At 68.1% G+C, this 7,716-nt stretch carries 7 protein-coding genes; 6 read left to right on the top strand and 1 reads right to left on the bottom strand.

The window, feature by feature from the left end; all coding sequences use genetic code 11:
* The 6 genes from E4L98_RS05870 to paaZ form a co-directional block, all read left to right on the top strand.
* On the top strand, positions 1 to 726 hold a 726-nt coding region (locus E4L98_RS05870), incomplete at its 5' end, for a 3-hydroxyacyl-CoA dehydrogenase family protein (RefSeq protein WP_229257271.1).
* The gene (gene paaI, locus E4L98_RS05865) at positions 719 to 1,171 is read left to right on the top strand and encodes a hydroxyphenylacetyl-CoA thioesterase PaaI (RefSeq protein ID WP_135200633.1); all 453 of its coding nucleotides are present in this window, start codon (positions 719 to 721) and stop codon (positions 1,169 to 1,171) included. The genes E4L98_RS05870 and paaI, both read left to right, overlap by 8 nt.
* 83 nt (positions 1,172 to 1,254) lie before the next feature.
* Positions 1,255 to 2,571: a phenylacetate--CoA ligase PaaK gene (paaK, locus tag E4L98_RS05860; protein ID WP_135200632.1), complete on the top strand. Its 1,317-nt coding sequence runs from the start codon at positions 1,255 to 1,257 to the stop codon at positions 2,569 to 2,571.
* A gap of 9 nt (positions 2,572 to 2,580) precedes the next feature.
* Complete coding sequence (gene pcaF, locus E4L98_RS05855) at positions 2,581 to 3,786, top strand: 3-oxoadipyl-CoA thiolase (RefSeq protein WP_135200631.1); 1,206 nt, start codon at positions 2,581 to 2,583, stop codon at positions 3,784 to 3,786.
* 10 nt (positions 3,787 to 3,796) lie between these two features.
* Positions 3,797 to 4,408, top strand: coding sequence for a phenylacetic acid degradation protein PaaY (gene paaY / locus E4L98_RS05850; protein ID WP_135200630.1), 612 nt, complete (start codon positions 3,797 to 3,799; stop codon positions 4,406 to 4,408).
* Positions 4,409 to 4,418: 10 nt separating this feature from the next.
* Positions 4,419 to 6,464, top strand: coding sequence for a phenylacetic acid degradation bifunctional protein PaaZ (paaZ, locus tag E4L98_RS05845; RefSeq protein ID WP_135200629.1), 2,046 nt, complete (start codon positions 4,419 to 4,421; stop codon positions 6,462 to 6,464).
* Positions 6,465 to 6,481: 17 nt separating this feature from the next.
* On the opposite strand, the gene E4L98_RS05840 is transcribed toward paaZ, so the two are convergent.
* Positions 6,482 to 7,708, bottom strand: a complete 1,227-nt coding sequence (locus tag E4L98_RS05840) for a M24 family metallopeptidase (RefSeq protein ID WP_135200628.1) — start codon at positions 7,706 to 7,708, stop codon at positions 6,482 to 6,484.
* Positions 7,709 to 7,716 lie beyond the last annotated feature (8 nt).

The following is a 7,716-nucleotide window of genomic DNA, read 5'->3' as shown; positions in this document are numbered from 1 at the left end:
GCCGTTGCGGCCGAGCGCTGGAGCGGCACCGAACCGCCGCAGCCGCGTCCCGAGTATGTCGGCTACACCACCGAAGCGGGCGTGCCCGGCGCCGGCCTGCACGCCGCCGGCGCCAGCGTCACCGAAGCGCTGGCCGCGCGCTTAAGCGCCGCCGGCATCGGCATCGAGCATCGCAAAACACCGGAAACCCGCCACCACGTCGCCGGCCATGACGACGCGCCCGCCTTCCACTGCGCCGGCGCCGCCGTCTACCTGACCGACGGCCGTAGCGCCACCCAGCGCGCCGCCGACAACAAACACCCCGACACCATCGTGTTCGACCTGGCACTGGACTACGCCGGCGCCAAACGCATCGCCATCGCCCGCGCCGACCAGTGTGCGGACAGCGCCTACCGCGCCGTGGTCGGCATGCTGCAGGCGGCCGGCTTCAGCGTCACCCGCCTGGACGACGTGCCCGGCCTGGCCGTGATGCGCACCGTCGCCATGCTGGCCAACGAAGCGGCGGACGCCGTCAACCAGGGCGTATGCAGCGCCGCCGGCGCCGACACCGCCATGCAGAAAGGCGTCAACTACCCGCGCGGCCCGCTGGCCTGGGCCGACGCCGTCGGCATCGCCCAGATCGTGCGCGTGCTGCACCACCTGGCCGCCAGCTATGGCGAAGACCGTTATCGCGTCGCGCCGCTGCTGCGCCGCAAGCTCGCGAGTGGAGGGCGCTTCCATGAATAAGCCGGTCGACACCGCCGCCGAGCGTGCGTCAGCGCAAGCCCTGGCCGAAGCCGTCGGCGCCGCCATGTACGCGCGCGACCCCGCCTCGCAGAGCCTGGGCATGACGCTCGCCGCCATCGGCCCGGGGCACGCCCACATGTCGATGACGGTGCGCGCCGACATGCTGAACGGCCACCAGACCTGCCACGGCGGCTTCATCTTCGCGCTGGCCGACAGCGCCTTCGCCTTCGCCTGCAACAGCCGCAACCAGGTCACCGTGGGCGCCGGCTGCAGCATCGACTACCTGTCGCCTGGGCGCCTGGGCGACATATTGACCGCCATCGCGGTCGAACAGAGCCTGGCCGGCAAAACCGGCATCTACGACATCACCGTCCGCGCCCAGGACGGCCGCACCATCGCCCTGTTCCGCGGCAAATCGCACCGCATCAGCGGCGAAGTCATTTAAATCCGGGGTCAGTTCTGCCAATCGCACACGAGCCCATGTACCAATGGCAGAACTGACCCCGGATGGTTACGAGGAGAGCAACGATGGTTCAACGTATACCCGGGGCGGCCGAGCTGGAGCCGATCGAGCGCGCCAGCCGCGATGAGCTGCAGGCCGTGCAGCTGCAGCGCATGCAGTGGACGCTGCGCCATGCTTATGACAATGTGCCGCACTACCGCGCGGCGTTCGACCAGGCCGGCGTGCATCCGGACGACCTGCGCAACCTGGCCGACCTGGCGCGCTTCCCGTTCACCACCAAGAAGGAGCTGCGCGACAATTATCCCTTCGGCCTGTTCGCCGTGCCGCGCGAGCGCGTGGTGCGCGTGCACGCGTCCAGCGGCACCACCGGCAAGCCGACCGTGGTCGGCTACACGCAGAACGACATCGACACCTGGGCCAACGTGGTGGCGCGCTCCATCCGCGCGGCCGGCGGACGCCGCGGCGACATGGTGCACATCTCCTATGGTTACGGGCTGTTCACCGGCGGTCTCGGTGCGCACTATGGGGCCGAGCGCCTCGGCTGCACGGTGGTGCCGATGTCCGGCGGCCAGACCGAAAAGCAGGTGCAGCTGATCCAGGACTTCCAGCCGTCCATCATCATGGTGACGCCGTCCTATATGCTGAACATCATCGAGGAATTCCAGCGCCAGGGGCTCGACCCCGCCGCCAGTTCGCTCAAGGTCGGCATCTTCGGCGCGGAGCCGTGGACCGACGCCATGCGCGCCGAGATCGAGCAGCGCGCCGGCATCGACGCGGTCGATATCTACGGCCTGTCGGAAGTGATGGGACCCGGCGTCGCCAGCGAATGCATCGAGAGCAAGGACGGCCCGGTGATCTGGGAGGATCACTTTTACCCCGAAATCATCGACCCCGAAACCGGCGAGGTGCTGCCGGACGGCGAGGAGGGCGAACTGGTGTTCACCTCGCTCAGCAAGGAGGCGCTGCCCATCATCCGCTACCGCACGCGCGACCTCACGCGGCTGCTGCCGCCGACCTCGCGCAGCATGCGCCGCATCGGCAAGATCACCGGCCGCTCGGACGATATGCTGATCATCCGCGGCGTCAACGTGTTCCCGACCCAGATCGAGGAAATCATCTGCAGGATGCCGAAACTGGCGCCGCAATACCAACTGGTGATCACGCGCGACGGCCACCTCGACCAGATGGAGGTGCTGGCCGAGCTGCGTCCCGGCGCGGACCTGAGCATCAGCGAGAACGAAGCGCTGGCCGGCGAACTGCAGCACCGCATCAAGACCAACGTCGGCGTCAGCACCAGGGTGCGCCTGCTGCCGCCGGACGGCATCGAGCGTACGCTGACCGGCAAGGCGCGCCGCGTGATCGACCGCCGACCCAAACATTAAGGAGACTCCGTGAACCAGGCATATATCTGCGACGCCATCCGCACCCCTTTCGGCCGCTACGGCGGCGCCCTGTCCGGCATGCGCGCCGACGACCTGGCCGCGCTGCCGATCGCCGCGCTGATGGCGCGCAATCCCGGCGTGGACTGGGCGCGTGTCGACGACGTCTACTACGGCTGCGCCAACCAGGCTGGCGAGGACAACCGCAACGTCGCGCGCATGGCGGCGCTGCTGGCCGGATTGCCGGTCGATGTCCCGGCCAGCACCATCAATCGTCTGTGCGGCTCGTCGCTGGACGCGGTGGGCAGCGCCGCGCGCGCGATCAAGTCGGGCGAGGCGCAACTGGTGATCGCCGGCGGCGTGGAGAGCATGAGCCGCGCGCCTTTCGTCATGGGCAAGGCCGACAGCGCGTTCTCGCGCGCCGCCAAAATCGAAGACACCACCATCGGCTGGCGCTTCGTCAACCCGCTGATGAAGGCGCGGTACGGCATCGACTCGATGCCGGAGACGGCCGAAAACGTGGCCGAGGAATTCGGCGTCAGCCGCGCCGACCAGGACGCGTTCGCGCTGCGCAGCCAGCAGCGCTGGGCCGCCGCCCACGCGGCCGGCGTATTCCGCGACGAGATCGTGCCGGTCACGCTGCCGGCCAAGAAGGGCGGTCCCACGATCGTCGACACTGACGAGCATCCGCGCCCCGACACCAGCATGGAGATGCTGGCCAGGCTGAAAGGCGTGGTGCGGCCGGACGGCACGGTCACCGCCGGCAACGCCTCCGGCGTGAATGACGGCGCCTGCGCGGTGCTGCTGGCCTCCGCCGGCGCGGCCGAGCAGTACGGCATGCGCAAGCGCGCCCGCGTGCTGGGCATGGCCACCGCCGGCCTGGCGCCGCGCATCATGGGCTTCGGTCCTTCGCCGGCCTCGAAAAAGCTGCTGGCGCAGCTGGGCCTGAGCATCGACGACATCGACGTGATCGAATTGAACGAAGCGTTTGCCGCGCAGGGCCTGGCGGTGACGCGCGATCTCGGTCTGGCCGACGATGCGCCACAGGTCAACCCGAACGGCGGCGCCATCGCCATCGGCCATCCGCTGGGCGCCTCGGGCGCAAGGCTGGTGCTGGCGGCGCTGCATCAGCTGGAGCGTACCGGCGGCCGCTACGCGCTGTGCACCATGTGCATCGGCGTCGGCCAGGGCATCGCGCTGGTGATCGAACGCGTATAAGGAGCGGCGCATGGTCAAGGTCTACGAAATCAACGGCGTCACCCCGGTGGTCCACCCGACCGCCTACGTGCATCCGAGCGCGGTGCTGATCGGCGACGTTATCGTCGGCCCGCGCTGCTACATCGGCCCGCTGGCCGCGCTGCGCGGCGACTTCGGCCGGCTGGTGCTGGAGGAGGGCGCCAACCTGCAGGACACCTGCGTCATGCACGGCTTCCCAGGTTGCGACACCGTGGTCGAACAGGATGGCCACATCGGCCACGGCGCCGTGCTGCACGGCTGCCGCATCGGCCGCAACGCGCTGGTCGGCATGAACAGCGTCGTCATGGACAACGCCGTGGTGGGCGCGGACAGCATCGTCGCCGCCATGAGCTTCGTCCGCGCCGGCATGGAGATCCCGCCGCGCAGCCTGGCCATGGGCTCGCCCGCCAAGGTCGCGCGCGTGCTGCGCGACGACGAAATCGCCTGGAAATCCGGCGGCACCGCGCAATACCAGGAACTGGCCGTGCGCTCGATGCAGACCATGCGCGAGACCGAGGCCCTGACCGAACCCGAGCCAGACCGCCAGCGTATCCACTGGGACAGCGCGCTGCCGCTACATCTGCACAAAAACGCATCCGCATGAGGAGACATCGATGAGCACCACCCTGCAAAGCTGGATCGCCGGCCGCTGGATCGGCAAGGAAGCCGCCGCGCCGCTGCACAGCGCCTTGAACAACGCCCTGATCTATTACACCCACGCCGAAGCGATCGACTTCGACGAAGCGCTGAGCTATGCCCGCAAGACCGGCGTGCCGGCGCTGATGCGGCTGACCTTCCAGCAGCGCGCCGCGCGCCTGAAGGCGCTGGCACAGTATCTGATGGGCCGCAAGGAAGAGCTGTACGCCATCTCGCACCAGACCGGCGCGACCCGCGCCGACAGCTGGATCGACATCGAAGGCGGCGCCGGCACGCTGTTCGCTTACGCCAGCATGGGCAGCCGCGAACTGCCTTCGTCCAACGTGCTGCACGAAGGTCCGGCCATGGCGCTGGGGAAGAACGGCGGCTTTGCCGGTACCCACATCCTGGTGCCGCGCGGCGGCGTGGCGGTGCACATCAACGCCTTCAACTTCCCGATCTGGGGACTGCTGGAGAAGTTTGCGCCGTGCTTCCTGGCGGCGATGCCCTGCATCGGCAAGCCGGCCACCGCCACCAGCTACCTGACCGAAGCGCTGGTGCGCATCATCAATGAATCCGGGTTGCTGCCGGAAGGCGCGCTGCAGCTGGTGATCGGCAGCACCGGCGACCTGCTCGACCGGCTGGGCGGCCATGACGCCGTCACCTTCACCGGCTCGGCCGATACCGCGGCAAAGCTGCGCGCCAACCGTCATCTGATCGCCAACTCGGTGCCGTTCACCTCGGAGGCCGATTCGCTCAACTGCGCCATCCTGGCGCCGGACGTCACGCCGGACGATGCGGAGTTCGACCTGTTCGTCAAGGAAGTGGCGCGCGAAATGACGGCCAAAGCGGGACAGAAGTGCACCGCCATCCGCCGCATCATCGTCCCCGAAAACATGGTCGATGCGGTCGGCACGCGCCTGCGCGAGCGGCTGGCGAAAGTCAGCGTCGGCGATCCATCGGTGGAAGGCGTGCGCATGGGCGCGCTGGCGTCGCGCGACCAGCAGCGTGACGTGGCCGAACGCGTCGAGCAGCTCGCGCGCGGCAACGAAGTGCTGTACAGCGCGCGCGACGGCTTCCAGCCAGTGGGCGAGGGCGTGTCAGAAGGCGCCTTCTTCGCACCGACGCTGCTGCTGTGCCGCGACGGCATGCGCAACGACGCCGTGCACGACATCGAAGCCTTCGGCCCGGTCAGCACCATGATCAGCTACAACGGCATCGACGAAGCGCTGGCGCTGGCCGCGCGCGGCAAAGGCTCGCTGGTATCGACGCTGGTGACCAGGGAGCCGGCGATTGCCGCCTATGCGGTGCCGGTGGCCGCCGCCTCGCACGGCCGCGTGCTGGTGCTGGACAAGGAAGCGTCGGTGGATTCGACCGGCCACGGTTCGCCGCTGCCGCAGCTGAAGCACGGCGGTCCGGGGCGCGCCGGCGGCGGCGAAGAACTGGGCGGCATCCGCGCCGTGCGCCACTTCCTGCAACGCGCGGCGGTGCAGGGATCGCCGACCATGCTGGCCGCCGTCACCGGCGAATACGTGCGTGGCGCGGCGGTGCAGGAGGGCGACGTCCACCCGTTCCGCAAATACTTCGAGGACCTGAAAATCGGCGACTCGCTGCTGACCCACCGCCGCACCGTCAGCGAGGCGGACATCGTCAACTTCGGCGGCGTGTCGGGCGACTACTTCTACATGCACTTCGACGAGGTGGCGGCAAGGGATACCCAGTTCGGCCAGCGCATCGCGCACGGCTACTTCGTGCTATCGGCGGCGGCGGGGCTGTTCGTGTCGCCGGCGCCGGGACCGGTGTTGGCCAACTACGGGCTGGACAACCTGCGCTTCATCACCCCGGTGGCGATCGGCGACACCATCCGCGCGCGCCTGACCTGCAAGCGCAAGGTGGATCGCAACCGCACCGACGACAAGGGCGTTGGCCAGGGCGTCGTCGCATGGGACGTACAGATCACCAACCAGCGCGACGAACTGGTGGCCAGCTACGACATCCTGACGCTGGTGATGAAGCGTACCTAAGCAGATGTGGCAGCGGCTTACTTGCGCAACCCGAATGGATCATCGATGCTGTGCGCCGGTTCGGTGAACCATTTCGGGCCGTCTTCCGTCATGTAGAAGTGGTCCTCGTGGCGCACGCCGAATTCGCCGGGGATGCAGATCATCGGCTCGTTCGAGAAGCACATGCCGACGTCCAGCGGGGTCTTGTCGCCGCCGACCAGATAAGGCCATTCGTGGATATCGAGGCCGATGCCGTGGCCGGTGCGGTGCGGCAGGCCAGGCAGCTTGTAGCCGGGGCCGAAGCCGTCGGCTTCCAGCGCGCGGCGCGCGGCCTGGTCGACTTCCTCGCACGGGACGCCCAGCTGCGCCGCGGCGAATGCCGCCGCCTGCGCCTTCTTCTCGCTGTTCCACACCGAGCGCTGACGTTCGCTGATCGGGCCGTACACATAGGTGCGGGTGATGTCGGAGATGTAGTTGTGCAGCTTGCAGCCGGTATCGATCAGCACCGTATCGCCGGGTTTCAGCGTCTGCACGTAGCTGACGCCGTGCGGGTAGGCGGTGGCTTCGCCGAACAGCACGATCACGAAATAGGAGCCGCCCGGCGCACCGACCTTGCGGTGCGCGCGGTCGATGAACTCCGCCACTTCGGTGGTGGTGATGCCTTCGCGCAGAATGCTGGCGGCGGCGATGTGCACGGCCATGGTCATGTCCTTGGCGCGCTGCATCAGGGCGATTTCATTTTTCGACTTGCGGGTGCGGCAGTGCGCCGTCACCTGGCGCGCGTTTTCCAGCGCGTAGCCCTCCGCCAGCGGACGGATGCCGTCGTAGATGAAGAAGGCGGCGCTTTCGCAAATGCCCACGCGCGGCGGTTGTGCCGGATTCGGCGCAATACCCATGCGGTTCAGCACAGCGATGAACAGCGCATACGGGCTTTCATGCTCCTGCCAGCAATTGACGGCGCCATCGACCAGCATGAAATCCTTCAGCGTGCTCTCCTCGAACGCGGGGGCGATGTATTCCAGCGCGCCCTGCGCCGGCAGGATGGCGCCCACCATGCGCTCGCTGGCGTGCCACCTGGTGCCGGTGAAGTAGGTGAGGTTGGCGCCGGCATTGATGTAGATGGCCGCGATGCCCTGCGCCTGCATGTATGCCTGCGCCCGCGCGATGCGCTGCAGATGTTCGTCCTTGGCGATGGGGACTGCGCCCGCAGTCATATCGGACAAGGAGGCCAGTGCCTCTTCGATGGTCTTTCCGCCTATGGTCATTTTGGTAT

This window comes from Duganella callida (genome assembly GCF_004614165.1).
Taxonomy (GTDB): domain Bacteria; phylum Pseudomonadota; class Gammaproteobacteria; order Burkholderiales; family Burkholderiaceae_D; genus Rugamonas; species Rugamonas callida.
The sequence above is the reverse complement of the archived record's forward strand: the minus strand, read 5'-3'. Positions and strand labels throughout refer to the sequence as shown.